This is a genomic window from Pseudomonas nitroreducens (assembly GCF_024170165.1).
Taxonomy (GTDB): domain Bacteria; phylum Pseudomonadota; class Gammaproteobacteria; order Pseudomonadales; family Pseudomonadaceae; genus Pseudomonas; species Pseudomonas nitroreducens_C.
In genome coordinates this window covers 696,963-718,785 of sequence record NZ_JALJXP010000001.1, presented here as the reverse complement: position 1 = coordinate 718,785, position 21,823 = coordinate 696,963, and the positions used below count along the sequence as shown (strand labels likewise).

Here is a 21,823-nt window from a genome sequence, read left to right as displayed (position 1 = left end):
CCCAAGGAGCCCCAATGGACTTCGCGCTCGACCTGATTGCCAACGTCTCCCGCTGGTGCCGCGGCCACCTGTCCGACATCGCCCTGGCGATCATGGCGACCGTGCTGGTGCTGTTCGGCCCGGCGATCAACGCCTGGGTGCAGCAACGCATCGGCAGCCTGAACTTCGTCTTCCGCACCCTGCTGTTCGTGCTGATCTGCGCCGTGGGCTACGGCCTGGCGATGGTCTTCGTCACCCCATGGCTGGCCAAGGGCCTGGGTTATTTCAACAACTACACCCTGGCGCCCGTCCTGCTGCTAGTGTTCTTCGTGATTGGCATGATCGCCGACCGCAGTTGACCTGCGTGCCTCCGGCGGTTGGCCACAACCCGCCGGAGGACACATGAAGCCGATCAAGCACCTGTACCTGCACTTCGCCGATGGCCAGCGCCTGGCGCTGCGCTTCCCGCAACAGAGCGACGATCCCACCGAAGTGGCCCGTGGCATCCGCAAGCAGATGGAATCGCCAGTCATCAGCATCGAGGTGGACGGCGACCTGCTGATCATCCCGCGCACCAGCATCAAGTACCTGCAGATCAGCCCGGCGCCGATGCGCATGCCGGAGACCACGGTGCTGGGTGCAGAGCTGATCGAATAGCCGGCCCTCACTTGCAGAGGCAAAGCACAACGCAGGAGCGGATTCATCCGCGATCGGGTTGGCACGGTGCAACCTGACAGCACCGCCTTTCAGGCGGTTCGCGGGCATGGCCCGCTCCTACAACCCATGCGCCATACAGCGGCGCACCCTGTAGGAGCGGGCCATGCCCGCGACTCGTTGCGCCAGCAACGACATCCCATCGAGCACAAACACAAAGGCCGCCTCGCGGCGGCCTCTGCTGGACTCAGTTGCCCTCGCGGCGCAAGGCCTGCGGGGTGAAGTCACGCGGCCCCAGCGGGACCTTGAAATCGTACATCGGCTCGTTGTTGTCCAGGCCGTCGACGAAGTAGCGCGCCCCTTCGAAGTCGTACAGCGCTTCCAGGGTGCTGAGCACCATGGGCACGTCGTAGTAGTTGATCGGGTGCACTTCTTGGGCGCGGATCAGCTTGCCGTCGGCGTTGTAGATGTCCGAGGCGAGGATCTGCCAGCTGTCTTCATCCAGGTAGAAGCGACGCTTGGCGAACGGATGGCCCATGCCCTTGCGCAGGGTCGCCTCGACTACCCAGACGCGGTGCGGCTCGTAGCGCAGCAGTTCGGGGTTGAGGGTCTTGGTCTTGAGTATGTCTGCGTAGGGGATGCCCTTCTGGTGCACGGCATAACTGTTGTACGGCACCAGCATCTCGCGCTTGCCCAGCAGCTGCCACTCGTAGTGATCCGGCGCACCGTTGTAGACGTCCACGGTGTCGGCGGTGGCCAGGCCGTTGGTGTCCGGCTGCAGGGTGTCGTAGGCCAGGCTCGGCAGGCGGCGCACGCGGCGCTCGCCGCTGGTGAAGCGCCAGGCCTTGCGGATCGACAGCACCTGGTCGATGGTTTCCTGCACCACCAGCGCGGAGCCGGCGAGCTTGGCCGGGGCGACGATGTTGTACTTGTAGTAGAACAGCGTGTTGTTCAGGTCCTGCGGGGTCATGCCCTCGCGGCCGTAGTTGAAGTACACGTAGCGGTCGAGCTTGAGCAGGTTGTAGCTGCCACTGGCGAGCACGGCGGCCTGGTTGGTCACCATGTGAATCTGCTCGCCACGGTAGCGCATGATGTGGTTCCAGATGGCTTCCAGGCCGGTCTTGGGCATCGGGAACGGTACGCCGGCGGCGGCGCCCTGCACGCCGTTGCCGTCAGCGATCAGCTCGGCGTTCTCGGCGTTGAAGCGGGTCGCGTCATAAATGCGCTGGGGCAGCGACGCGCTGCGACGGCTGGGGAAGACGCGCAGGTAGTAGTCCGGGTTTTCCTGCAGCAGCGCCTGGGTGCCGGGGGTGAGCAACGCCTGGTACTGCGCCAGGTTCTTGCTGTCGATCTTGTACTGCACGACATCGGCGGCGTACGGATCGGGGTGGTGCATGCCGGGCTGGTAACCCGCGGGCGGGGTGGTGATGCCGCCGGTCCACGCGGGAATGGTGCCACTGGCATTGCCGGCCATTTCCGCCCCCATCGGCGTCAGGTCGCGGCCCAGTCGAGCGGCCTCGGTGGCATCGACTTTCGCCTGCGCCGGCAGGGCCCACGCCCCCGCCATCAGCAGTACAGCAAGTTTCTTCAACACAGCAGACTCCTTTGCGACGGACTCCTGTCCATCACTCTTATTTTCGTCCGCGGCGGATGCCGCTTTTTATTCAGGAGGTGAGGGTGGCCTTGGCGGCCTGCCGGGTGGTCCCGGTCTATAAGCTGTCCAGCCGTGAAAAAGGCCTGCGCTGCAGGCCTTTTTCCGGTGAGTCAGTCGACGCGCTCGAACTTCAGGTCCCAGACGCCATGCCCGAGTCGCTCCCCGCGACGTTCGAACTTGGTGACCGGGCGCTCTTCCGGGCGCGGCACATAGGTATTGTCCGCCGAAAGGTTGCGATAGCCGGGTGCGGCATTCATCACTTCCAGCATGTGCTCGGCATATTGTTCCCAGTCGGTGGCCATGTGCAGTACGCCGCCGACCTTCAGTTTCTGCCGCACCAGCTCCGCCCAGGCCGGCTGCACGATGCGACGCTTGTGGTGGCGCGACTTGTGCCACGGGTCCGGGAAGAACAGCAGCAGGCGGTCAAGGCTGGCGTCGGCCACGCAATCGCGCAGCACTTCGAGGGCGTCGCAGCTGTAGACGCGGATGTTGCTCAGGTCCTGGGTCAGCATGCCGTTGAGCAGCGCGCCGACACCCGGACGGTGTACTTCCACACCGATGAAATCCTGCTCCGGCGCGGCAGCCGCCATCTCCAGGGTGGCATGGCCCATGCCGAAGCCGATCTCGAAGGTACGCGGCGCCTGACGCCCGAACACCTGGTCGAAGTCCCGTGCGCCGTCGGCCAGCTCCAGGCCGTACTTCGGCCAGCCCTGGTCGAGGCCGCGCTGCTGGCCTTCGGTCATGCGCCCGGCGCGCATGACGAAGCTCTTGATCGCGCGCATCGGGCGGTTGTCGGCGTCGGGCTGGTTCTCGGGCTGATTCTCGGGAATGTCACTCATGACTCGGACCTTGCGGGTAAATGCACGCGCGGGCCGGCTGCCTTTGGCAAACCGGCCCGCGCGTCGGGATGGAAATACTTAGTTGATCAGACCCGTCATCGGCGACGACGCGCTGGCGTACAGCTTGCGCGGCATACGGCCGGCCAGGTAGGCCAGGCGGCCGGCAACGATGGCGTGCTTCATGGCCTCGGCCATCATCACCGGATTCTGCGCATGGGCGATGGCGGTGTTCATCAGCACGGCCTCGCAGCCCAGCTCCATGGCGATGGTGGCGTCGGAGGCGGTGCCCACGCCGGCATCCACCAGCACCGGAACGGTGGCTTCTTCGAGGATGATGCGCAGGTTGTAGGGGTTGCAGATGCCCAGGCCCGAGCCGATCAGGCCGGCCAGCGGCATCACCGCGATGCAGCCGATCTCGGCCAGCTGGCGCGCGATGATCGGGTCGTCGCTGGTGTACACCATGACGTCGAAGCCGTCCTTGACCAGCACTTCGGCGGCCTTGAGGGTTTCCACGACGTTGGGGAAGAGGGTCTTCTGGTCAGCCAGGACTTCCAGCTTGACCAGGTTGTGACCATCGAGCAGCTCGCGGGCCAGGCGGCAGGTGCGCACGGCTTCAACGGCGTCGTAGCAGCCGGCGGTGTTCGGCAGGATGGTGTAGCGATCCGGCGGGATCACGTCCAGCAGGTTCGGTTCGCCCGGGTTCTGGCCGATGTTGGTGCGGCGCACGGCAACCGTGACGATCTCGGCGCCCGAGGCCTCGATGGCGACGCGGGTCTCATCGAGATCCTTGTACTTGCCGGTGCCGACCAGCAGGCGCGAATTGTAGGTGCGGCCAGCCAGGGTGAAGGGCTTGTCGACCGGCAGATTGGAGTTGGTTTGACTCATCGGATCACTCCTGAAGGGAAGGCGGGCGGGGCCTGAAAATCTGGGAGGCGGCGACTAGCCGCCGCCGATGGCATGCACCACTTCCACCTGGTCGCCTTCGCTCAGGGCGGTGGCGGCGTGCTGGCTGCGCGGCACGATGTCCTGGTTGAGCTCGACCGCGACACGCTTGCCGGTGAGGTCGAGACGCTCGAGCAGGTTGGCGACGCTGTGGCCGTCGGGCAGCTCGAAGGGTTCGCCGTTCAACTGAATACGCATGGGCGGGACGGTCGTTGCTGGAGGGGGTCGGCATTCTAGCCCGATCGCGCCGGATGACCAAGGTTCCGGAGTGCCGCACTCGGGCTTTTCTGACGCTCGGGTCAACCCAGCTGGAAGGCTGCAACCAGCAGCAGTGCCCAACCGATGAGGAAGAACAGCCCGCCGATCGGCGTGATGATGCCCACGCCCAGGCCCGCCAGGGTCAGCAGGTAGAGGCTGCCGGAGAACAGCAGGATACCGACGGTGAAGGCCCAGCCGGCCAGGCTGACCAGGGTGCCGCCGACGTGCGCCGAAAGCAGCGCCACGCCGAACAGCGCCAGGGCATGCAGCATCTGGTAGTGCACGCCGGTCTGGAACACCGCCAGGTACTCGGGCGTGAGCTTGCTCTTCAGGCCGTGGGCAGCAAAGGCGCCGAGGGCGACACCGGTGAAACCGAAGAAAGCGGCGAGCATCAGGAAAGTACGCAGCATCGGAAAGCTCCAGGCAGGTGAGTGCCGCTATAATGGCCCGCTCATCCGCCCAGTCAAAGCCTCGCATGCGCAACGTCCTCCGCCGCCTGTTCAAGATCGCGCTCTGGTTCGTCGCCATCAGCGTGGCGCTGGTCATCATCCTGCGCTGGGTACCGCCGCCGGGGACCATGGTGATGATCGAGCGCAAGGTCGAGTCGTGGTTCAACGGCCAGCCCATCGACCTGCAGCGCAGCTGGCGCTCCTGGGACGAGTTGCCGGACAGCCTCAAGCTGGCGGTGATTGCCAGCGAAGACCAGAAGTTCGCCGAGCATCATGGCTTCGACGTGCCGGCGATCCAGAAGGCCCTGGCGCACAACGAGCAGGGCGGCAGGGTGCGCGGCGGCAGCACCATCAGCCAGCAGGTGGCAAAGAACGTTTTCCTGTGGACCGGCCGCAGCTGGGTGCGCAAGGGCTTCGAAGCCTGGTTCACCCTGCTGATCGAGACCTTCTGGTCCAAGCAGCGGATTCTCGAGGTCTACCTCAACAGCGTGGAATGGGATGCCGGCGTGTTCGGCGCACAGGCCGCGGCCCAGCATCACTTCGGCGTCGACGCGAAACGCCTGTCGCAGCAGCAGTCCAGCCTGCTCGCCGCCGTGCTGCCGAATCCGCGCAAGTGGAGCGCCGGCAAGCCCGGCCCTTACGTGCGCCAGCGCGCCTCATGGATCCGCCAGCAGATGTGGCAGCTGGGCGGCAGCGACTATCTCGAACGCCTTTAAGGCGTTTCGCCGGCCTTGAAGGTATTGCGCGGCACCACCCGCACCCACTGCAGGGTGCCATCGCGGTGCAGCAGAGTCATGCCCTTCTCCGGATAGACCCAGGCTTCGCCGCCGTCCACCTGCAGGCGCAGGCGCGGATCGCCCAGACTCACCGCCAGACGACCGACCGCCAGGTCTTCCTGCGGCGCCAGCGCCAGCTCGGAGACCGGCTTGTTGCCCAACTGGCCCATCAGCTCCGCACTCAGCGGCTGGTCCTTGCTGGTCGGCTGCATGCCAGTAGCCTTGGCCAGGCTGGCGTGCTCGGCGTCGCTCAGGGCCAGCTCCGCCTCGACGTGCCAGGGTCCCTCTTCCGTCACCAGTTTGCCGCGATAGTGCAGCTGCGGACCGTCCTGACTGGCAGTCAGCCACAGCTCGCCTGGCTGCTGGGCCTGCAGATCATTCAACGAGAGCTTGTCGTCGGCCAACGGCTCGAAGACCTTTTCCTTCCAGTCATTGAACCATTGCGGCGGCTTGGGCGGCGCCGAGGTGCGGGCGACCCAGGAACCCAGGCCAAAGGCCAGCAGGGCAATGACCAGGAAGAACATCCCGTGGACGGGACGCAGGCGCGGCATGGGACTCTCCAGACACAGACAAGCGGACAGAAAAAAACCGCACCAGGGTGCGGTTCGCGACTCGCAGGGCGCGTCGAAGCCGGTCAGGCTTCGATGCGACCCTTGAGTTTGTTCATCGCGTTCTTTTCCAGCTGACGGATCCGCTCGGCGGACACGTTGTACTTGGCCGCCAGGTCGTGCAGGGTCGCCTTCTCCTCGGCCAGCCAACGCTGGTAGAGGATGTCGCGGCTGCGGTCGTCCAGGCCTTCCAGCGCCTCATGCAGGCTGGCGGTGGAGCTGTCGCTCCAGTCCGCTTCCTCCAGCTGGCGCGCCGGGTCGTAGCGATGGTCTTCCAGATAATGCGCCGGGGACTGGTAGGCGCTCTCGTCGTCGGCATCCGCCGCCGGGTCGAAGGCCATGTCCTGCCCGGTGAGACGGCTTTCCATCTCGCGGACTTCGCGGGCCTCGACACCGAGGGTTTCCGCGACGCGGTGCACTTCATCGTTGCTCAGCCAGGCCAGTTTCTTCTTCTGGCTGCGCAGGTTGAAGAACAGCTTGCGCTGCGCCTTGGTGGTCGCGACTTTGACGATCCGCCAGTTGCGCAGGATGAACTCATGGATCTCCGCCTTGATCCAGTGGACGGCGAACGACACCAGGCGCACACCCATTTCCGGGTTGAAGCGCTTCACGGCCTTCATCAGGCCGACGTTGCCTTCCTGGATCAGATCGGCCTGGGCCAGGCCGTACCCGGAGTAACTCCGGGCGATATGCACGACGAAGCGCAGGTGCGCCAGAACCATTTGCCGTGCCGCTTCCAGATCTTGCTGGTAGAAGAGGCGTTCGGCCAGTTCGCGCTCCTGCTCCGGCGTCAGCAGCGGAATGCTGTTCACCGAGTGCACATAGGCTTCCAGGTTCGCACCGGGAGCCAGGGCATAAACAGGTTGCAGAGAAGTGGTCATGCGAATCCTCCGATTCACGAAACTCGCGCAGTGTAGCACTGCGAAATCTGACTGCAAGCGGGTGTAAAAGTTCCTTTACACCCGCTTAACCCCTGCAAAATCAGGGGGTTTCAGCGCGGCGCCAACTCGCGCAGGTGGCGCGCTACGGCCAGCCAGGCGCCGATCCAGCCCAGCAGCACGGCGCCGATAGTGAGCGACAGGCCGTCGTCGACCGGCACGCCCGCCAGGCCGAAATCACTGCCGTAAAGCCCGGCCAGGTTGACCACCGAGCTGTTCAGCCAGTCCAGGCCGAAGGCCAGCAGCGCCCAGGACAGGATGCCCGCGCCCAGGCCGTACAACGCGCCCATATAGAGGAAGGGGCGACGCACGTAACCGTCCGTCCCGCCGACCAGCTTGATGACTTCGATTTCGTTACGGCGGTTTTCGATGTGCAGACGGATGGTGTTGCCGATCACCAGCAGCAGGGTCAGCACCAGCAGGAGGGTCAGGCCGAAGACGAAGCGGTCGCCCAGCTTGAGGATCGCCGACAGCCGCTCGACCCAGACCAGGTCCAGCTGTGCCTGTTGTACACCCGGCAGCTCCGCCAACCTTTGACGCAAGGCATCCAGCTGGGCCTTGTCGATCTGCTTGGGCGTCACCGAGATGACCGCCGGCAGCGGGTTGTCAGGCAATTCCTTCAGCGCCTCGCCGAGACCGGACTGTTCCTGCAGCTCTTTCAGCGCATCGTCGCGACTGATCAGCTGCGCCTCGATCACATCGGGCATCTTCTCGATCTGTTCGCGCAGGTCCTGGCCCTGTGCCTCGCTGGCCTTCAGGTCGAGGAACAGGGAAATCTGCGCAGCACGCTGCCAGGAGCCGCCGAGGCGCTCGACGTTGTTCAGCAGCAGCGAGAGACCCATGGGCAGGCTCAGGGTGATGCCCATCACCAGGCAGGTGAAGAAGCTGCCGAAAGGGTGGCTGACCAGGCGGTGCAGGCTGTCCATCAGGCTGGCGCGGTGGTTTTCCGCGTAGGCCGAGAGCGAGGCGCTGTGGTCCTGGTGTTCGTTATCTTCCGGGCGCTCACGGGTGTTGCGCGTCGGGGTGCCTTCTTCGTCGCCGCGGGGCAGGTCATTGGCGCTCATCAGGCGTTCTCCTCACGGTCGGCGATGATGCGGCCGCGCTGCAGGGTGATCATCCGGTGGCGCATCCGCGCGATCAGTGCCAGGTCGTGGCTGGCGATCAGCACAGTGGTGCCCAGGCGGTTGATGTCTTCGAACACGGACATGATTTCCGAGGCCAGGCGCGGGTCGAGGTTGCCGGTGGGTTCGTCGGCGAGCAGCAGGGCCGGACGGTGCACCACCGCGCGGGCGATACCGACGCGCTGCTGCTGGCCGGTGGAGAGGTCGGACGGACGGTCCTCGGCCTTCTCCTTGAGGTTCACCCGGTCCAGGGCCGCCTCGACGCGGTAGGCGATGTCCGCCTTGGGCAGGCCGAGGATCTGCATCGGCAGCGCGACGTTCTCGAACACGCTGCGATCATCGAGCAACTGGTGGTTCTGGAACACCACGCCGATCTGCCGGCGCAGGAAGGGAATCTGCGCGGTGGAAATGCGCGACACGTCCTGCCCGCCGAGCAACAGCTTGCCGGAGGTGGGTCGTTCCATCGCCAGGATCAGGCGCAGCAGGGTGCTCTTGCCCGCGCCGGAGTGGCCGGTGACGAACATGATCTCGCCGCGCGGCACGCGGAACGAAATCTCGTGCAGGCCGACATGGCCGTTGGGATAGCGTTTGCCAACCTGCTCGAAACGGATCATGCGATTTCCCGGGTCTCGAAGAGTGCACGGACGAAAGCATCGGCCTCGAAGGTTCGCAGATCGTCGATCCCTTCACCGACACCGATGTAGCGGATCGGCAGGCCGAACTGCTTGGCCAGGGCGAAGATCACCCCGCCCTTGGCGGTGCCGTCCAGTTTGGTCAGGGCCAGGCCGGTGAGTTCCACGGCGTTGTTGAACTGCTTGGCCTGGTTGATGGCGTTCTGCCCGGTGCCGGCATCCAGCACCAGCAGGACTTCGTGGGGAGCCGTCTGGTCCAGCTTGCCGATCACCCGGCGCACCTTCTTCAGCTCTTCCATCAGGTTGTCCTTGGTGTGCAGGCGACCGGCGGTGTCGGCGATCAGCACGTCCACGCCACGGGCCTTGGCGGCCTGCACGGCATCGAAGATCACCGAGGCCGAGTCCGCGCCGGTGTGCTGGGCGATCACCGCGATATTGTTGCGCTCGCCCCAGACCTGCAGCTGCTCGACGGCGGCGGCGCGGAAGGTGTCACCGGCAGCCAGCATGACCTTCTTGCCATCCAGCTGCAGCTTCTTCGCCAGCTTGCCGATGGTGGTGGTCTTGCCGACGCCGTTCACGCCAACCACGAGGATCACGTAGGGCTGCTTGTCGCGGGTGATGGTCAGTGGCTGCTCGACAGGGCGCAGCAGGCCGGCCAGCTCTTCCTGCAGGGCCTTGTACAGCGCTTCGCTGTCGGCCAGTTCCTTGCGCGCGACGCGCTTGGTCAGGTTCTGCACGATAGTGGTGGTGGCCTCGACGCCGACGTCGGCGGTCAGCAGGCGGGTCTCGATCTCGTCGAGCAGGTCGTCATCGATGGCCTTCTTGCCCAGGAACAGGCTGGCCATGCCTTCGCCAAGGCTGGCGCTGGTCTTCGACAGGCCCTGCTTGAGGCGGGCGAAGAAGCCAATCTTGGCCGGTTCGCTGGCAGCAGGCTTGGCCTGCGGCTCGGGTTCGGGCTGCGGGGCGGGCTCGGGTTCCGGCTGGACGACCACAACGGGGGCCTCGGCGGCGGGCTCGGGCTGGACGGGAGCGGCAACCGACGTGGGCTCGACCGGCTGCGGAACCACTGGCGCCTCGACCGGCTGGGCGGCGGGCTGCGGCGTTTCGGCAACGACTGGCGCAACGGTTTGCGGCTCAGGTTGCGGAGCGGGCTGCGGCTCAGCTTGCAAGGCAGGCTGCGCCAGCGGCTCGACCGGCACGCTGGCCGGCACGACATCGATCACCGGCTCGGGCGTCGGTTCGGCGCGCGGGGCGACCGGCTCGGCCTGGGCGGCAGAAGCCTGCCCAGGTGCGGGAACCGGTTCGGCGGCGACAGGCTGTTCAACCTGCGACTCGGCTTCGGCGGCGGGCTGCTCCTCGGCCTGGGGCTTCTTGCGCCACCAGCCGAACAGACCCTTCTTCTCCCCGGCTGGCGGGGCCTTCTTGTCGTCGTTGGAACCAAACATGTAGGGATCGAATCTCTAGGGGACGCCACGGAAACAGGCAGCAAAAAAGCCTCGAAACAGCTTTGAGAAGCCCTGAACGTGGCCGCCCGGAAAACGGATGGGTATCCTAGCATCTCCTCGCCCGCCGGGGTTAAGAGGCTGGCCGCCAGCCTGCATAGACCCCGCGGACAGCCTGAAAGGTTCAGTCCACGATGAAAACCCTTGCGCGCCGCCATGCCGGCCTGCTGCTCGGTACCCTGTTGCTGCCGCTGATGGCGAGCGCCGCAGAGCCACAGCCCACCCACGAATACACCCTGGACAACGGCCTGAAGGTCGTCGTCCGCGAGGACCACCGCGCCCCCGTGGTGGTCTCCCAGCTCTGGTACAAGGTCGGCTCCAGCTACGAGACGCCCGGCCTCACCGGACTTTCCCACGCCCTGGAGCACATGATGTTCAAGGGCAGCCGCAAGCTTGGCCCCGGTCAGGCATCGCTGGTGCTGCGCGACCTCGGCGCGGAAGAGAACGCCTTCACCACCGACGACTACACCGCCTATTACCAGGTGCTCGCCCGTGACCGCCTGCCGGTGGCGCTGGAGCTGGAAGCCGACCGCATGGCGCACCTCGCCCTGCCGGCCGACCAGTTCAAGAGCGAGATCGAGGTGATCAAGGAAGAGCGCCGCCTGCGTACCGAGGACAAGCCCAGCGCACTGGCCTTCGAGCGCTTCAAGGCCGCCGCCTACCCTGCCAGCGGCTACCGCACGCCGACCATCGGCTGGATGGCCGATCTGCAGCGCATGACCATCGATGACCTGCGCCACTGGTACCAGGCCTGGTATGCGCCGAACAACGCTACCCTGGTGGTGGTCGGCGACGTCAGCGGCGATGAAGTGAAGGCCCTGGCCGAGAAGTACTTCGGCGAGATTCCCAAGCGCGACCTGCCCGCCGCGCGCAAGCCGCTGGAGCTGGCCGAGCCGGGCGAGCGCCGCCTGAAGCTGCACGTGCGTACCCAGCTGCCCAGCCTGATCATGGGCTTCAACGTGCCGACCCTGGGCAGCAGCGATGACTCGAAACAGATCAACGCCCTGCGCCTGATCTCGGCGATCCTCGACGGCGGCTACAGCGCGCGCCTGTCCGCGCGCCTGGAGCGCGGCGAGGAAATCGTCGCCGGCGCCTCGGCCTCCTACGACGCCTTCTCCCGTGGCGACGGCCTGTTCTTCCTCTCGGCCACGCCCAACGTGCAGACCGGCAAGACCCTCGACGAGGTCGAGGCCGCGCTGTGGAAGCAGCTGGAAGACCTCAAGCAGAACCCGCCGAGCCAGGAAGAACTGGAGCGCGTACGCGCCCAGGTCATTGCCGGGCTGGTCTATGAGCGCGACTCCATCGCCGGGCAGGCCAGCACCATCGGCGAGCTGGAAAGCGTCGGCCTCGGCTGGCGCCTGGCGGACAAGGACCTGGAAGCCATCCAGGCCGTCACCGCCGAGGACATCCAGCAAGCCGCCCGCACCTACTTCACCCGTTCCCGCCTGACCCTCGCCCAGGTCCTGCCGGAAGTCGCCACCGACAAGGAGCCGAGCCATGAGTGAACGCAATGGCCTGCGCTACGGCCTGGTCGGGCTGATCGTCATCGCCCTGATCGCCGGACTGGTGCTGTTCGTTTCCCGCCCTGCCGCCGAGACGGCGGCAGCCGCACCCGCCTCCGCGCCAACATCTGCATCACCGGCCGCTGCCGAAAGCACCGCGCCCACCGGCCTGCAATCCCTCGCCGAAGCCGCCGGCAAGGCGCCCAGCCACCGCAAGCTGAACATCCAGCAATGGCAGACCGCCGAAGGCGCCCGCGTGCTCTTCGTCGAAGCCCATGAGCTGCCGATGTTCGACCTGCGCCTGACCTTTGCCGCCGGCAGCAGCCAGGACGGCGATGCCTACGGCCTGGCCATGCTGACCAACGCCATGCTCAACGAAGGCGTGCCCGGCAAGGACACCAGCGCCATCGCCGCCGGCTTCGACGACCTGGGCGCCAACTTCGGCAACGGCTCCTACCGCGACATGGCGGTGGCCAGCCTGCGCAGCCTGAGCGAGCCGGCCAAGCGCGACGCCGCCCTGGCGCTGTTCGACCAGGTGATCGGTCAGCCGACCTTCCCCGAGGACGCCCTGGCGCGCATCAAGAACCAGGTCATGGCCGGCTTCGAGTACCAGAAGCAGAACCCCGGCAAGCTGGCGGGCCTGGAGCTGTTCAAGCGGCTCTATGGCGACCACCCCTACGCCCACTCCAGCGACGGCAACGAGCAGTCGGTGCCGAAAATCAGCGTCGCCCAGCTGCGCGCCTTCCACCAGAAGGCCTACGCCGCTGGCAACGTGGTCATCGCACTGGTCGGCGACCTGACCCGCGAGCAGGCCGAAGCCATCGCCGGCAGCGTCTCGAAATCCCTGCCCAAGGGCCCTGCCCTGCCGGCACCGGGCGAGCCGCAGATGCCCAAGGCCGGCGTCACCCACATCGAGTTCCCGTCCAAGCAGACCCAGCTGATGCTGGCGCAGCTGGGCATCACCCGTAACGATCCGGACTACGCCGCACTCTACCTGGGCAACCAGATCCTCGGCGGCGGCGGCTTCGGCACCCGCCTGATGGACCAGGTGCGCGAGAAGCGCGGCCTGACCTACGGCGTGTACTCCGGCTTTACCGGCATGCAGTCGCGCGGGCCGTTCACCATCGGCCTGCAGACCCGCGCCGAGATGAGCGAAGGCACCCTCAAGCTGGTCCAGGACATCGTCCGCGACTACCTCGACAAGGGCCCGACGCAGAAGGAACTGGACGACGCCAAGCGCGAACTGGCCGGCAGCTTCCCGCTGTCCACCGCGAGCAACGCCGACATCGTCGGCCAGCTGGGCGCCATCGGCTTCTACAACCTGCCACTGGATTACCTGGAGACCTTCCTCAGCCAGGTCCAGGGCCTGAACGTGGAGCAGGTGAAGGAGGCCATGCGCCGCCACCTCGACCCGGACGCCTTCGTCATCGTCACCGCCGGCCCCACCGTGCCGCAGCAACCGCTGCCGCCGCCCACCGACAAGCCCGCCGCGCAACCTGCCGGCGTACCGGAGCACTGATGAGCAAACGACCCGGCGGCGCCCCGCGCGCCGCACACAAGCCCCACGGCGGCCAGGGCCAGCTGCGCATCATCGGCGGCGAATGGCGCAGCCGGCGCTTCACCTTCCCCGATGGCCCGGGCCTGCGCCCGACCCCCGACCGGGTGCGCGAGACCCTGTTCAACTGGCTCGCGCCCTACGTCCCCGGCGCCCGCGTGCTCGACCCCTTCGCCGGCAGCGGCGCGCTGTTCCTCGAAGCGCTGTCCCGCGGCGCCAGCGCAGGCCTCGCGCTGGACACCAACGGCGAAGCCGTGGCCGCCCTGCGCAGCACCCTCGACGCCTTGAAGTGCGCCAATGGCCAACTGCTGATGACCGACTCCTTGCGCTACCTGGACAACCAGGCGGCGCAGCCCTTTGACCTGGTCTTCCTCGACCCGCCCTTCCACCAGGACCTGCTGCAGAACACCTGCCGCCTGCTGGAAGAGCGCGGCTGGCTGGCCAGGGACGCCTGGGTCTACACCGAAAGCGAAGCCGTGCCCTCCAGCCTCGGCCTGCCAGTCAACTGGCGGCTGCACCGGGAGAAGAAGGCGGGTTCGGTGCACTACGCGTTGTGGCAGCGGGAAGGTTGATCGCTCAGATCGACTTGCCGACATCGACGGTGCTGGTGCGCACCAGCTCCACGCCGTCGACCACCATCTTCCATTGGTTACCGTCCTGATAGGGCGGTTTCGAGACCTTGAAGTGCGTGTCGAAGGGGCCGAAGCCCACGGTGAAGCCGTCGGTTTCGTAGCGCTTGATCGGCGCCTCGATGGACCTCGACGTACTGCCCTCCACACGCTTGTAAGCGACCCGGCCATCCGCCGTGACCAGCAGGCTCATCTGCGGCGCGGTCCACAGGCCAACATAGGAGCGATGCTCCTGCGGCACCGGTTCGCCGCACGCGGCGAGCCACACCAGCAGGCTCAGCGCCGCGATTTTCTTCCACATTCAGTCCCCTCCCTTGCGTGGGTTTTCCTGACGACGGCTGCATGAGGCGCCCATCGCACGGCCGACTTGGCGTTACTATCACGACTCGTCGGCCCCATTCGATCCGTGATGACTATACCCTCCCCGTTCAAACCCGCCTGGTGGCTACCCGGCCCGCACCTGCAGACACTCTATGGCTCGCTCGCACGCAAGGCGCCCAGCCTTGAGCGCACCCGCGAGCGCCTGTGGCTGGAAGATGGCGACTTCATCGACCTCGACTGGCACGGCCCGCACGAGGCGGACGCACCGCTGGTGCTGGCGCTGCACGGGCTGACCGGCTCGTCGTCCTCGCACTATATCCTCGGCCTGCAGCAACAGCTGGCGGCGCAGGGCTGGCCCAGCGTGGCGCTGAACTGGCGCGGCTGCTCGGGGGAGTCGAACCTGCTGCCGCGCGGCTATCACTCGGGTGTCAGCGAGGACCTCGCCTCGGTCGTCGCCCACGTCCGCGCCAAGCGGCCAATGGCGCCGCTCTACGCAGTGGGCTATTCGCTGGGCGGCAACGTCCTGCTCAAGTACCTGGGCGAAGCCTCGGACAGCTGTCCGCTGAAAGGCGCGGTGGCGGTGTCGGTACCCTTCCGCCTGGACCAGTGCGCCGACCGCATCGGCATCGGCTTCTCCAGGGTCTACCAGGCGCACTTCATGCGCGAGCTGGTGGCCTATGTGCAGACCAAGCGCCAGGCCTTCGCCGCTGGCGGCCACGCGGAAAACCTCGCCGCGCTGGAGCGCCTCGGGCCGCTGGACGGCATGCGCACCTTCTGGGACTTCGACGACCGGGTGACCGCACCGCTGCATGGTTTCGCCGATGTGCACGACTACTACCGGCGCGCCTCCAGCCGCTATTACCTGGGCGGCATCCGCGTGCCGACGCTGATCATCCAGTCCAGCGACGATCCGTTCATCCATGCCCACAGCGTGCCGCAGCTGGAAGAGCTTTCCGCTTCGACACAGATGGAGCTGCTGCCCCATGGCGGCCATGTCGGCTTCATCGGCGGCACGCCAACGCGCCCGGATTACTATCTGGAGCGTCGCATCCCGCGGTGGCTGCGCGAACGGTGGCAGGCCTGACTGCGCTGGGTCAGCCAACAGGCGCGGGAATGAGGCAGACTGGAACTGCACCAGGAAGGAAACGCCAGGAAGGAGCGCCGCCATGCACGACACGCCGCTGACGATTCTGCACAACGAACCTCTGAGCGATGCCCACTGCGCCGGCATCGCCGCGCTGTACCGCGCCGTGGGCTGGGGCTCGCCCGGCACCACCGCGGAGCTGCGCGATCTTTACGAATTCTCCAGCTACTTCCTGCTGGCTGTGGACGGCGAGCAGGTGCTCGGCCTGCTGCGTGCCGAAAGCGAAACGGCGCAGACCACCTGGCTGGCGGAAATCGCCGTGCTGCCGGGCTTCCAGTCCCGCGGGATTGGCCTGGCGCTGATGGCGCGCTTCCTCACCGACCACCCGAACCGCACGCTCTACACCGATGCCACCGAGGGCGTGGAGGAGTTCTTTCTGCGCCACGGCATCGCCCTGCGCCGACCACGGGTGCCGGGGCCGCGCCAGGCGGATGCGTGACGTCCTGGGCAGAGCGGTCGGCGGATAACGCTGGCGCGTTATGCGCCCTACGCAAAGGTTGGGCGTAGTGCGGATAACCGTTCACGGTTATCCGCCGTCTGAAGATCAGCCTTCCAACGGTACGTACAAGCGGTCGAACACCGCTGCCACCGCCGCGCGGAATGGCGGGGCGATGTGCCCGCTTTCCAGTGCCAGTACCTGGTAGATGCCACGGCGCATCAGCGCTTCGCTGAGGTCGCCGGCCACTTCACGGGTGGTGCACAGGTAGCGCACCCAGGAGGTGAGGATGATCCAGGCGTTGAGCGTCAGGGCCTCGAGCTGCGGTTCGTCCATCTGCAGGATGCCGGCGTCGGCGAAACCCCGGTAGATCGCCTTGGCATTGTCCATGGCGCGGCGGGCGAAGGCGCGGTAGCCGGCGGCCAGCTCCGGGTCGGAGTCCAGCAGATGTTCCAGGTCACGGTGCAGGAAGCGGTAGTGCCACATCGCGGCGAGCAGCGCTTCGAGGTAGAAGGTCTTGTCCTCCACCGTCAGTGCGCGGCCCTCGGGCAGGTGCAGGAACTGGTCGACGTGGCTTTCGTACTCGGCGAACAGCTGGGCGATGATCACCTGCTTGTTGCGGTAGTGGTAGTACAGATTGCCCGGCGAGATGCCCAGGTGCGCGGCGATGTGGTTGGTGGTGACGCTGCGCTCACCCTGGGCGTTGAACAGTTCCAGGCTGGCCTGAGCGATGCGGTCACGGGTGTTGATGCGTGGTGCCATTGCCAAAACTCATCGAAACGGATTGCGCGGACGCAAAGGTACACCGATTGCTACCACCTGACACAACTGGCGGCCCCGCCCAACTTTTCGTTGGCTGGGCCAAGCGGTGCGAAAACGGCATGCTGATTGACACTCTAGAGCAATTGCTCTAAAAAACCAGCGACAGCATAAAAATCGTGAAGCGTCCGGTACTCGCGTGCGAACTAACCGAGAGCTTCCCCACCAAGCTTCCGTCAGGAGCCCGTCATGGTTGCCGATATCGCCTACCTGCAGCAGACCCAGCAGCAGATCAGTCAGCTGGAAACCCTTCTCGAACGCCAGCGCCAGGCGTACCGCGCCAACCCGCTGCCCGAGGCCGGCCAGCGCATCCAGTGGCTGAAGAGCCTCGCCAACCTGCTGGTGACCGAGCAGAAGGCGATCATCGACGCGATCAGCAGCGACTTCAGCAACCGCTCCGCCGACGAGACCCTGCTCGCCGAAGTGATGCCCAGCCTGCACGGCGTGCACTACGCGACCAAGCGTGTGAAGAAGTGGATGAAGCCGTCGCGCCGCAGTGTCGGCATGCAGTTCATGCCGGCCTCGGCCAAGGTCATCTACCAGCCGCTGGGCGTGGTCGGCGTGATCGTGCCGTGGAACTACCCGCTGTTCCTCGCCATCGGCCCACTGACCGGGGCGCTGGCCGCCGGCAACCGGGTAATGATCAAGATGAGCGAGTCCACCCCGGAATCCGCACGGGTGCTGAAAGAGCTGCTGGGCAAGATCTTCCCCGAGGACCTGGTCGCCGTGGTGCAGGGTGAAGTCGACGTCGGTGTGGCCTTCTCCAAGCTGCCCTTCGACCACCTGCTGTTCACCGGCGCCACCAGCGTCGGCAAGCACGTGATGCGCGCCGCCGCCGAGAACCTCACCCCGGTCACCCTGGAGCTGGGCGGCAAGTCGCCGGCCATCGTTTCCGCGAGCGTGCCGATGAAGGATGCCGCCGAGCGCATCGCCTTCGGCAAGTCGCTCAATGCCGGCCAGACCTGCGTCGCGCCGGACTATGTGCTGGTGCCGCAGAACCGCGTCGACGAGTTCGTCGAGAGCTACCGCCAGGTGGTCCAGGGCTTCTTCCCGAAACTGGAGAACAACCCCGACTACACCGCGATCATCAACGAGCGCCAGCTCTCGCGCCTGAACGGCTACCTCGCCGATGCCAAGGCGCGCGGCGCCACCATCGTGCCGCTGTTCCCGCAGGCCCAGGGCCGCCGCCTGCCCCAGGCGCTGGTGCTGAACGTGACCGACGAGATGAAGATCATGCAGGAAGAGATCTTCGGCCCGCTGCTGCCGGTGATCCCCTACCAGAACCTCGACCAGGCGCTCAGCTACATCAACGAGCGCGACCGCCCGCTGGCGCTGTACTACTTCGGCTACGACAAGCGCGAGCAGGACCACGTGCTGGCCCAGACCCATTCGGGTGGCGTGTGCCTGAACGACACCCTGCTACACGTTGCCCAGGACGACATGCCGTTCGGCGGTGTCGGCCCTTCCGGCATGGGCCACTACCACGGCCACGAAGGCTTCCTGACCTTCTCCAAGGCCAAGGGCGTGTTCAGCAAGCCGCGCTTCAACGCCGCCCGGGTGATCTACCCGCCCTACGGCAAGTCGCTGCAGAAACTGGTCTACAAACTGTTCATCCGCTGACCGCCCCCATCCATCACAGGTGACAAAACAAGAATGACAGACACCTCCCTGAGCGCGCCGGGACTCTCCCGGCGCGGCGTGCTCAAGATCGGCCTGCTGGGCGGCGCCTTCCTCGCTACGGCGGGCGTTACCGCCAGCCTCAGCGGTTGCTCGGCCAGCACTCCGGCCAATGGCTTCGCCGTGCTGCGCGACTCCGACATGCCCTTCCTACGTGCGCTGATCCCGGTGATGCTGGCGGGCGCCGTGACCGCCGAAGGCATGGCCGAGGCCGTCAAGGGCACCATCCAGAGCCTGGACAGCAGCCTCAACCACCTCTCCCCGGAGATGCTCAAGCTCACCGTGCAGCTGTTCGACGTGCTCGCCCTGCCGATCACCCGCGGGCCGCTCACCGGCGTCTGGGGCAGCTGGGACAACGCCAGCGCAGCCGACGTGAAGAACTTCCTGCAGCGCTGGCAGAACAGCTCCATCTCGCTGCTGAAGATGGGCCACAGCTCGCTGCTGCAACTGGTGATGATGGCCTGGTACGGCCGCACGGAATCCTGGGGGCACTGCGGCTACCCCGGCCCGCCGAAGATCTGATGTCGCCAGAACAACAAGAATTCGCCTGAGAGACTCCCGATGCCTGTACCCGATCTGTTCGCCGAGGGCCTGGCCCGCGGCTGGAAAGTCCACAACGGCTCGCGCCTGGACAAGGACCTGACCCTGGAAGCCGATGTCGTCATCGTCGGCACCGGCGCTGGCGGCGGTACCACCGCTGAAACCCTCAGCGCCGCCGGCTACAAGGTGCTGCTGGTGGAAGAAGGCCCGCTCAAGACCAGCACCGACTTCAAGATGCAGGAAGCCGAGGCCTACCCCAGCCTGTACCAGGAAGGCATCGGCCGCATGAGCAAGGATGGCGCCATCACCATCCTCCAGGGCCGCGCCGTGGGCGGCACCACCCTGGTCAACTGGACCTCCAGCTTCCGCACCCCCGAGCCGACCCTGGAACACTGGGCCAAGGAACACGGCGTGAAGGGCCACAGCGTCGCCGAGATGGCGCCCTGGTTCGAGAAGATGGAACAGCGCCTGGGCGTCGCGCCCTGGGCGATGCCGCCGAATGCCAACAACGACGTGATCCGCAACGGCTGCGAGAAGCTCGGCCTGCACTGGAAAGTCATCCCGCGCAACGTGCGTGGCTGCTGGAACATCGGCTACTGCGGGATGGGCTGCCCGACCAACGCCAAACAGTCGATGCTGGTGACCACCATCCCGGCGACCCTGGAAAAGGGCGGCGAGCTGCTGTACCTGGCCCGCGCCGACCGCCTGCTGCACGACGGCAGCAAGGTGACCGGCCTGGAATGCTCGGCCATGGACGAGCGCTGCGTCGCCCCCACCGGCCGCAAGATCACCATCAAGGCGCGCCACTACGTGCTCTCCGGGGGCGGCATCAACACCCCGGCGATCCTCCTGCGCTCCAAGGCGCCGGACCCGAACGGCCGCGTCGGCCAGCGCACCTTCCTGCACACGGTGAACTTCAGCGCCGCCCTGTTCGACGAGGTCATCAACCCCTTCTACGGCGCGCCGCAGTCGATCTATTCCGACCACTTCCAGTGGGACGATGGCGCCGCCGGGCGCATGTCCTACAAGCTCGAAGTCCCGCCGCTGCAGCCGGCGCTCAGCGCCACCCTGCTCGGCCGTTTCGGCGAGGACAACGCGCTGCGCATGGAACAGCTGCCGCACACCAACGTGATCCTGGCGCTGATGCGCGACGGCTTCCACCCGGACAGCGCGGTGGGCTCGGTCAGCCTGCGCGGCGACGATACCCCGGTGCTCGACTACCAGATGACCGACTACACCTGGGACGGCATCCGCCGCGCCTTCCACACCATGGCCGACATCCAGTTCGCTGCCGGCGCCAAGGCTGTGCTGCCGCTGCATGCCGATGCCGACTATGTGAAGAGCGCCAAGGAGGCCCATGCGCTGATCGACAGCCTGAGCCTGGAGCTCTACCGCACCCGCCTGGGCAGCGCCCACGTGATGGGCGGCTGCGCCATGGGGGAGGATGCGAAGCAGTCGGTGTGCGACAGCCTCGGCCGTCACCACCAGTTGGAAAACCTGTCGATCCACGACGGCTCGCTGTTCCCCACCAGCATCGGCGCCAACCCGCAGCTCTCGGTCTACGGCCTCACCGCGCAACTGGCCGACGCCCTGGCCAAGCGCCTGGGCAAGGCCTGACACGCACCCGGGCGCCCATGCCGACTCCCGCGCTGCCGCAGGGCACATAACGCGCCAGCGTTATCCGCCGCAGGTTGGCCGGCGAATAACCCGATCCGGGTTATTCGCCCTACGGAACAGAGCCGGACCAGGAAAAAACGCACGCGCAGCCTCTGGCACGGGGCCTGCGCGTGACTCACCGGTCCCGCAGCGGAAAAATCAGGTAGTCCGTTTACGGAAGCACTACCAAGGTCGCTTGGCCCCACGGACATGCTGCGTTACCATCCGCCCGCTATTGCACCAGCCTGCCAACAAGAGCCGACCAGGACGCCGCGATGAATCGAGTGTTGTACCCGGGTACCTTCGACCCCATCACCAAAGGCCATGCCGATCTGGTCGAACGCGCCTCGCGACTGTTCGACCAGGTGATCATTGCCGTCGCCGCCAGCCCCAAGAAGAATCCCCTGTTCCCGCTGGAACAGCGCGTAGAACTGGCCCGCCAGGTCACCTCGCACCTGCCCAACGTGGAAGTCGTCGGTTTCTCGACGCTGCTCGCCCATTTCGCCAAGGAACAGAACGCCAACATCCTGCTGCGCGGCCTGCGCGCGGTGTCGGACTTCGAGTACGAGTTCCAGCTGGCCAACATGAACCGCCAGCTCGCCCCCGACCTGGAAAGCATGTTCCTGACGCCGTCGGAGAAGTACTCCTTCATCTCCTCCACCCTGGTGCGCGAGATCGCAGCGCTGGGCGGCGACATCACCAAGTTCGTCCATCCCGCGGTGGCCAGCGCCCTGGCCGAGCGCTTCAAGCGCTGACCGCCGAGCCGCCAAGGATGGCGGTTTGCGTCTGCTGACTCCCGGTTCGCGTGCACTCCGCGCGCCGATACGGCACAATTTCACCATTGTTGCTACCGATCACCATGGCTGCCGTCATGGTTGGAGTTGTTCGATGTCCCTGATAATCACTGACGATTGCATCAACTGCGACGTCTGCGAACCCGAGTGCCCCAACGCCGCGATCTCCCAGGGCGAGGAGATCTACGTCATCGACCCGAACCTGTGCACCGAGTGCGTCGGTCACTACGACGAGCCGCAGTGCCAGCAGGTCTGCCCGGTCGACTGCATCCCCCTCGACGAAAACAACGTCGAGAACAAGGATCAGCTGATGGAAAAGTACAAGAAGCTCACCGGAAAAGCCTGACTTCGCGCGTTTCGACACTTTTTCATTGAGTTCTCACAAACCCGGGGCGTTG

General features: G+C 66.1%; 25 protein-coding genes. 13 read left to right on the top strand and 12 right to left on the bottom strand.

What is annotated here, in order from left to right; genetic code table 11:
* The first annotated feature begins 14 nt into the window (after positions 1-14).
* The gene (locus J2T47_RS03305) at positions 15-338 is read left to right on the top strand and encodes a DUF3392 domain-containing protein (protein WP_017520106.1); all 324 of its coding nucleotides are present in this window, start codon (positions 15-17) and stop codon (positions 336-338) included.
* A gap of 43 nt (positions 339-381) precedes the next feature.
* Complete coding sequence (locus J2T47_RS03300; RefSeq protein ID WP_253442355.1) at positions 382-636, top strand: hypothetical protein; 255 nt, start codon at positions 382-384, stop codon at positions 634-636.
* Between the two features lie 244 nt (positions 637-880).
* Here the strand turns inward: J2T47_RS03300 and J2T47_RS03295 are convergent, their stop codons facing one another.
* The 5 genes from J2T47_RS03295 to J2T47_RS03275 form a co-directional block, all read right to left on the bottom strand.
* The gene (locus J2T47_RS03295; protein WP_253442353.1) at positions 881-2,227 is read right to left on the bottom strand and encodes a DUF1329 domain-containing protein; all 1,347 of its coding nucleotides are present in this window, start codon (positions 2,225-2,227) and stop codon (positions 881-883) included.
* A gap of 170 nt (positions 2,228-2,397) precedes the next feature.
* The gene (gene trmB / locus J2T47_RS03290; protein WP_242015329.1) at positions 2,398-3,069 is read right to left on the bottom strand and encodes a tRNA (guanosine(46)-N7)-methyltransferase TrmB; all 672 of its coding nucleotides are present in this window, start codon (positions 3,067-3,069) and stop codon (positions 2,398-2,400) included.
* 135 nt (positions 3,070-3,204) lie between these two features.
* The gene (locus J2T47_RS03285) at positions 3,205-4,011 is read right to left on the bottom strand and encodes a thiazole synthase (RefSeq protein ID WP_253442351.1); all 807 of its coding nucleotides are present in this window, start codon (positions 4,009-4,011) and stop codon (positions 3,205-3,207) included.
* Between the two features lie 54 nt (positions 4,012-4,065).
* The gene (thiS, locus tag J2T47_RS03280; protein WP_017520101.1) at positions 4,066-4,266 is read right to left on the bottom strand and encodes a sulfur carrier protein ThiS; all 201 of its coding nucleotides are present in this window, start codon (positions 4,264-4,266) and stop codon (positions 4,066-4,068) included.
* Positions 4,267-4,367: 101 nt separating this feature from the next.
* Positions 4,368-4,736 (bottom strand): DUF423 domain-containing protein, encoded by a 369-nt coding sequence (locus J2T47_RS03275; RefSeq protein ID WP_253442349.1) that lies wholly within the window; start codon positions 4,734-4,736, stop codon positions 4,368-4,370.
* A gap of 32 nt (positions 4,737-4,768) precedes the next feature.
* On the opposite strand from J2T47_RS03275, the gene mtgA reads away from it, so the two are divergent.
* Positions 4,769-5,491: a monofunctional biosynthetic peptidoglycan transglycosylase gene (mtgA, locus tag J2T47_RS03270; protein WP_253442347.1), complete on the top strand. Its 723-nt coding sequence runs from the start codon at positions 4,769-4,771 to the stop codon at positions 5,489-5,491.
* Here mtgA and J2T47_RS03265 read toward each other — a convergent pair.
* The 5 genes from J2T47_RS03265 to ftsY form a co-directional block, all read right to left on the bottom strand.
* Positions 5,488-6,102 (bottom strand): hypothetical protein, encoded by a 615-nt coding sequence (locus J2T47_RS03265; RefSeq protein WP_253442345.1) that lies wholly within the window; start codon positions 6,100-6,102, stop codon positions 5,488-5,490. The genes mtgA and J2T47_RS03265 overlap by 4 nt on opposite strands.
* An 83-nt stretch (positions 6,103-6,185) precedes the next feature.
* The gene (gene rpoH, locus J2T47_RS03260) at positions 6,186-7,040 is read right to left on the bottom strand and encodes an RNA polymerase sigma factor RpoH (RefSeq protein WP_045213023.1); all 855 of its coding nucleotides are present in this window, start codon (positions 7,038-7,040) and stop codon (positions 6,186-6,188) included.
* 110 nt (positions 7,041-7,150) lie between these two features.
* Positions 7,151-8,161 carry a permease-like cell division protein FtsX gene (gene ftsX, locus J2T47_RS03255; protein WP_253442343.1) on the bottom strand — a complete coding sequence of 337 codons (1,011 nt, stop codon included), beginning with the start codon at positions 8,159-8,161 and terminating at the stop codon, positions 7,151-7,153.
* A complete protein-coding gene (gene ftsE / locus J2T47_RS03250; protein WP_017520095.1) occupies positions 8,161-8,832 on the bottom strand; it encodes a cell division ATP-binding protein FtsE in 672 nt (223 codons plus the stop codon). Before ftsE ends, ftsX begins: the two co-directional genes overlap by 1 nt.
* On the bottom strand, positions 8,829-10,295 hold the full coding sequence (gene ftsY, locus J2T47_RS03245; RefSeq protein ID WP_253442341.1) for a signal recognition particle-docking protein FtsY: 1,467 nt from the start codon (positions 10,293-10,295) through the stop codon (positions 8,829-8,831). Before ftsY ends, ftsE begins: the two co-directional genes overlap by 4 nt.
* 191 nt (positions 10,296-10,486) lie before the next feature.
* On the opposite strand from ftsY, the gene J2T47_RS03240 reads away from it, so the two are divergent.
* The 3 genes from J2T47_RS03240 to rsmD are packed head-to-tail and all read left to right on the top strand — an operon-like array spanning position 10,487 to position 13,981.
* Positions 10,487-11,857: a M16 family metallopeptidase gene (locus J2T47_RS03240; RefSeq protein WP_253442339.1), complete on the top strand. Its 1,371-nt coding sequence runs from the start codon at positions 10,487-10,489 to the stop codon at positions 11,855-11,857.
* Positions 11,850-13,373 (top strand): M16 family metallopeptidase, encoded by a 1,524-nt coding sequence (locus tag J2T47_RS03235; protein WP_253442337.1) that lies wholly within the window; start codon positions 11,850-11,852, stop codon positions 13,371-13,373. The genes J2T47_RS03240 and J2T47_RS03235 overlap by 8 nt, the downstream gene beginning before the upstream one ends.
* Positions 13,373-13,981, top strand: coding sequence for a 16S rRNA (guanine(966)-N(2))-methyltransferase RsmD (gene rsmD, locus J2T47_RS03230; RefSeq protein ID WP_253442335.1), 609 nt, complete (start codon positions 13,373-13,375; stop codon positions 13,979-13,981). The genes J2T47_RS03235 and rsmD overlap by 1 nt, the downstream gene beginning before the upstream one ends.
* A 4-nt stretch (positions 13,982-13,985) precedes the next feature.
* Here rsmD and J2T47_RS03225 read toward each other — a convergent pair whose 3' ends face one another.
* Entirely contained in the window at positions 13,986-14,339 is a 354-nt protein-coding gene (locus J2T47_RS03225) for a hypothetical protein (RefSeq protein ID WP_253442333.1), read from the bottom strand.
* 108 nt (positions 14,340-14,447) lie between these two features.
* Here J2T47_RS03225 and J2T47_RS03220 point away from each other — a divergent pair, with 108 nt between their 5' ends.
* Together J2T47_RS03220 and J2T47_RS03215 are read left to right on the top strand one after the other, a co-directional pair.
* Complete coding sequence (locus tag J2T47_RS03220; RefSeq protein WP_253442331.1) at positions 14,448-15,443, top strand: hydrolase; 996 nt, start codon at positions 14,448-14,450, stop codon at positions 15,441-15,443.
* Between the two features lie 82 nt (positions 15,444-15,525).
* On the top strand, positions 15,526-15,942 hold the full coding sequence (locus J2T47_RS03215; RefSeq protein WP_253442328.1) for a GNAT family N-acetyltransferase: 417 nt from the start codon (positions 15,526-15,528) through the stop codon (positions 15,940-15,942).
* A 105-nt stretch (positions 15,943-16,047) separates the two neighbouring features.
* On the opposite strand, the gene J2T47_RS03210 is transcribed toward J2T47_RS03215, so the two are convergent.
* On the bottom strand, positions 16,048-16,701 hold the full coding sequence (locus J2T47_RS03210) for a TetR/AcrR family transcriptional regulator (protein WP_253442326.1): 654 nt from the start codon (positions 16,699-16,701) through the stop codon (positions 16,048-16,050).
* A 246-nt stretch (positions 16,702-16,947) separates the two neighbouring features.
* Here J2T47_RS03210 and J2T47_RS03205 point away from each other — a divergent pair, with 246 nt between their 5' ends.
* From J2T47_RS03205 to J2T47_RS03185, 5 genes are all read left to right on the top strand, one after another.
* Entirely contained in the window at positions 16,948-18,378 is a 1,431-nt protein-coding gene (locus J2T47_RS03205) for a coniferyl aldehyde dehydrogenase (RefSeq protein ID WP_253442324.1), read from the top strand.
* A 33-nt stretch (positions 18,379-18,411) separates the two neighbouring features.
* On the top strand, positions 18,412-18,957 hold the full coding sequence (locus J2T47_RS03200; protein ID WP_253442322.1) for a twin-arginine translocation pathway signal protein: 546 nt from the start codon (positions 18,412-18,414) through the stop codon (positions 18,955-18,957).
* Between the two features lie 39 nt (positions 18,958-18,996).
* Entirely contained in the window at positions 18,997-20,592 is a 1,596-nt protein-coding gene (locus J2T47_RS03195; RefSeq protein ID WP_253442321.1) for a GMC family oxidoreductase, read from the top strand.
* A 314-nt stretch (positions 20,593-20,906) separates the two neighbouring features.
* On the top strand, positions 20,907-21,386 hold the full coding sequence (gene coaD / locus J2T47_RS03190; RefSeq protein ID WP_024767001.1) for a pantetheine-phosphate adenylyltransferase: 480 nt from the start codon (positions 20,907-20,909) through the stop codon (positions 21,384-21,386).
* 133 nt (positions 21,387-21,519) lie between these two features.
* A complete protein-coding gene (locus J2T47_RS03185; RefSeq protein ID WP_253442320.1) occupies positions 21,520-21,771 on the top strand; it encodes a YfhL family 4Fe-4S dicluster ferredoxin in 252 nt (83 codons plus the stop codon).
* Positions 21,772-21,823 lie beyond the last annotated feature (52 nt).

Excerpts from the sequence above, each read along its gene's own strand:
- J2T47_RS03240 (WP_253442339.1), top strand. The coding sequence starts at position 10,487 with ATGAAAACCCTTGCGCGCCGCCATGCCGGCCTGCTGCTCGGTACCCTG.
- rsmD (WP_253442335.1), top strand. The coding sequence starts at position 13,373 with ATGAGCAAACGACCCGGCGGCGCCCCGCGCGCCGCACACAAGCCCCAC.
- coaD (WP_024767001.1), top strand. The coding sequence starts at position 20,907 with ATGAATCGAGTGTTGTACCCGGGTACCTTCGACCCCATCACCAAAGGC.
- trmB (WP_242015329.1), bottom strand. The coding sequence starts at position 3,069 with ATGCGCGCGATCAAGAGCTTCGTCATGCGCGCCGGGCGCATGACCGAA.
- J2T47_RS03205 (WP_253442324.1), top strand. The coding sequence starts at position 16,948 with ATGGTTGCCGATATCGCCTACCTGCAGCAGACCCAGCAGCAGATCAGT.
- thiS (WP_017520101.1), bottom strand. The coding sequence starts at position 4,266 with ATGCGTATTCAGTTGAACGGCGAACCCTTCGAGCTGCCCGACGGCCAC.
- ftsE (WP_017520095.1), bottom strand. The coding sequence starts at position 8,832 with ATGATCCGTTTCGAGCAGGTTGGCAAACGCTATCCCAACGGCCATGTC.
- ftsX (WP_253442343.1), bottom strand. The coding sequence starts at position 8,161 with ATGAGCGCCAATGACCTGCCCCGCGGCGACGAAGAAGGCACCCCGACG.
- J2T47_RS03200 (WP_253442322.1), top strand. The coding sequence starts at position 18,412 with ATGACAGACACCTCCCTGAGCGCGCCGGGACTCTCCCGGCGCGGCGTG.
- J2T47_RS03210 (WP_253442326.1), bottom strand. The coding sequence starts at position 16,701 with ATGGCACCACGCATCAACACCCGTGACCGCATCGCTCAGGCCAGCCTG.
- rpoH (WP_045213023.1), bottom strand. The coding sequence starts at position 7,040 with ATGACCACTTCTCTGCAACCTGTTTATGCCCTGGCTCCCGGTGCGAAC.
- J2T47_RS03235 (WP_253442337.1), top strand. The coding sequence starts at position 11,850 with ATGAGTGAACGCAATGGCCTGCGCTACGGCCTGGTCGGGCTGATCGTC.
- J2T47_RS03220 (WP_253442331.1), top strand. The coding sequence starts at position 14,448 with ATGACTATACCCTCCCCGTTCAAACCCGCCTGGTGGCTACCCGGCCCG.
- J2T47_RS03305 (WP_017520106.1), top strand. The coding sequence starts at position 15 with ATGGACTTCGCGCTCGACCTGATTGCCAACGTCTCCCGCTGGTGCCGC.
- J2T47_RS03300 (WP_253442355.1), top strand. The coding sequence starts at position 382 with ATGAAGCCGATCAAGCACCTGTACCTGCACTTCGCCGATGGCCAGCGC.
- J2T47_RS03265 (WP_253442345.1), bottom strand. The coding sequence starts at position 6,102 with ATGCCGCGCCTGCGTCCCGTCCACGGGATGTTCTTCCTGGTCATTGCC.
- J2T47_RS03275 (WP_253442349.1), bottom strand. The coding sequence starts at position 4,736 with ATGCTGCGTACTTTCCTGATGCTCGCCGCTTTCTTCGGTTTCACCGGT.
- mtgA (WP_253442347.1), top strand. The coding sequence starts at position 4,769 with ATGGCCCGCTCATCCGCCCAGTCAAAGCCTCGCATGCGCAACGTCCTC.
- J2T47_RS03285 (WP_253442351.1), bottom strand. The coding sequence starts at position 4,011 with ATGAGTCAAACCAACTCCAATCTGCCGGTCGACAAGCCCTTCACCCTG.
- J2T47_RS03225 (WP_253442333.1), bottom strand. The coding sequence starts at position 14,339 with ATGTGGAAGAAAATCGCGGCGCTGAGCCTGCTGGTGTGGCTCGCCGCG.
- J2T47_RS03195 (WP_253442321.1), top strand. The coding sequence starts at position 18,997 with ATGCCTGTACCCGATCTGTTCGCCGAGGGCCTGGCCCGCGGCTGGAAA.
- J2T47_RS03185 (WP_253442320.1), top strand. The coding sequence starts at position 21,520 with ATGTCCCTGATAATCACTGACGATTGCATCAACTGCGACGTCTGCGAA.
- ftsY (WP_253442341.1), bottom strand. The coding sequence starts at position 10,295 with ATGTTTGGTTCCAACGACGACAAGAAGGCCCCGCCAGCCGGGGAGAAG.
- J2T47_RS03215 (WP_253442328.1), top strand. The coding sequence starts at position 15,526 with ATGCACGACACGCCGCTGACGATTCTGCACAACGAACCTCTGAGCGAT.